The organism is Bartonella sp. AD328YNZD, assembly GCF_042196425.1.
Map to the genome: position 1 here is coordinate 1 of NZ_JBHIQG010000307.1, position 2,819 is coordinate 2,819.

Sequence of the window (2,819 nt, forward strand, 5' to 3'; positions counted from 1 at the left end):
CAAGAAAACCGAGAACGCAAGAATTTTTGTCTAAGATCCTAAGTCATTAACCATTATATTATAACAAAAAGCTATCTTTATTATGAACTTGTATACAAGAAAATAGAGTTTAATATAATATGAGAGAGTGTAAAAATATTACAATAAGATGTTTAAAAACTGTTATTCTTTAAAATCTCAGCAACCAGTCAAATTGCTGTACGTCTCTCAGATTCATTACAAAGAGCAAAAGCCTCTTCTTGCAAAGGGTGAATCAAATTTTTGTCTTTTACATTAGCTTTTTTATAGGCAGCAGTTAAAATTGCTGCCCCACGGACAATTTTTCCTTCTTTAAGCAGTATATTTCCAAGCATTGTTTGAACAGAAGGATTTCCTTTTTTTTGCTGAGAGTTTAAACCATCGTGGCTTGTAAAGGATTTTTCTCCCTTCCCTCTCCCTTTAAAAATATTTTTCCTAAATGATACTGAGCTTTAGGATTTCCATAGTTTACCGCAGACTGCATATAAAGACAAACAGTATAAGAAGGATCAGGTTTCATAGGTGATTGAGGAATACCTTTTTTATATATCCTGCAAGTTTAACCAATGCATCAGAAACATAACTTTCATCTTCTGAACCAAGATCTGTACCTTTTTCAAAGATATATGCAAAAAAATGATATGTCTTGTAATCATCTTTAGGAACACCATCACCCTTTGCATAGATGTAGCCAAGTTTCCAATTCGCACCGATATGGCCCCTCTTAGCAGCACAACGGAGTGCTGGAATAGCCTGATTTATATGCCCATTTCTATACGTTAAAAAAATAAAACGAACCATCATTCGCTTCTTGCAAGCTATTGACATCTATTACACAAACAGTCGAAAAGAATCCCCCTAAAATCACAACAATCGTGACTTTTTTCCATATCTGAAACCTATTAACCATTCCCCCCCTACCTCAATTTTAATGATTATATCTGTTACAAATTTCTTTGTAGATATTTAAACTCTTTTTCTTAGTAAGAAGCCTACGCAATTTTAAAGTAAAAATTTTAAAAGAAAAAACAAATAGATAAAAACCATCCAAAATGTTCGATAAAATTAAGTATCAATTTTTATATATAACAAATTGATTTTTAAATATAAATCATCATTCTATATTTTGTAACACACCCTTTAACATTCTAGGATTTATTGACCTTAAAATTTTATACGTATGAGCAAAAATCGTTCAATAGAATAACGTGCATTAAACCGCAACTTGAGAACGAAGAGAATACATGATGAATGGCAAGCGTTTAAGTATAAAAAACAATACGAAAGATGGATAAATATAATGATGATAGTTAACTTATAACTTTACAACTGCCTTACCACCTTAAAGATGAAGTTTTTTGTCTCTGCCAATCTATAAACAATACAGCTTTTTGTTTAACAGATTGCACCTGACATCATTTCACATGGGGTTAGTTCATACTTTACACACAAGTTCTACCTTAGAATACTCACCACTACATACAAAAAAATACCACATGTGTAATTTTACATACCTTATATTGCTACTCTAAATGATGATATTTTATAATAATAAAGCAAGAAATTGATTTATAATGATAATTTACCTTTTTGCACTTTGAATGAGTCCCTCAAATATCGTAAGATTCTCTCATTCCAAACCTGTTCCATGTTAAATCACTCAAAACCATCCGCTTGCACATTACAAGTAGAGAGAGCTATGTGGATAAAAACTCTGTGTAAGAAAGAACTAAAAATGCCTCTTACGAACGGTCTGAGCCAAGAGCTGTCCTGATTGGACAGAATGATACCGGCGCTTGCTACTTCACAAGCATAAAGAAGGGAAGCTCTATGGATTTACTGTTATAGCATTCATGATCTACGTCATGGAATAGGCTTAGATGCCTTAAAAGATATCTCTTTAATGATAAACATAAAACTATGGATTTCAGTAGAGATTTTATGATCGTTCATGAAAAACTAACAAAAGAAAAGTTTCCTTTAAAGAAGATCTATACCAGCCCTACTGGTATGAAATTATCTATCAAAAAAATAAAAAGCTGAAATCAATCTAACCGCTCTAAAGCAACAAATATTTTTTTCTGCGCTGCACGCAGTTCTAAAACCCTGTTCCGCTCACGCTCAACAATTTCTGCTTTTGCATTTGCTATAAATTGGGGGTTGTTTAACTTAAGCGATATTTTTTCAATATCTTGTTCAATTTTACTAACATCCTTCCTCAAACGAACACGTTCAGCTTCCAAATCAATCAACTGTCCTAAGGGCAAACAAAAAACAGCCTCTCCCAAAATCATTTGTGCTGATACTTCCGGAACTTTATCAGAGAAATCAATAACTTCAATACGCGCTAATTTTTTAAGAAGTGCATCATAACGCTTCACACGCTCTCGCGTTACTTCCCCTCCTTCAACAACAACAAGAGGTGCTTGCGTAGCCACTGGAATATTCATTTCAAAACGTACAGCCCGAATCCCCGTGATGACATCAATAAGCCAATTAATATCATCAGCAGCTTCTTCATCTATCAATGTTTCCTCTGGCCATTTTGTCAATGCGAGCATATCCTCACGCTTGATGGCTTGTGTTTCTGTAAGAGACCACAACTCTTCCGTCATATATGGCATAAAAGGATGAAGAAGTTTATAAACTTCATCTAAAACCCAAGCAGTACAAGCTTGAGCCTCATTTTTAGCATCTTCATTTTCCCCCTGAAAAATAGGTTTGAGAAGTTCCAAATACCAATCACAGAGTGTATTCCAAATGAAACGATAAAGTGTAGCGGCAGACTCATTAAATTTATA

1 protein-coding gene and 1 pseudogene are annotated in these 2,819 nt (G+C 33.7%); both read right to left on the minus strand.

What is annotated here, in order from left to right; genetic code table 11:
- Positions 1–188: 188 nt before the first annotated feature.
- Positions 189–928: pseudogene (locus ACFIO3_RS11040) on the minus strand (tetratricopeptide repeat protein).
- Between the two features lie 1,135 nt (positions 929–2,063).
- On the minus strand, positions 2,064–2,819 hold a 756-nt coding region (locus ACFIO3_RS11045), incomplete at its 5' end, for a class I tRNA ligase family protein (RefSeq protein ID WP_375704458.1).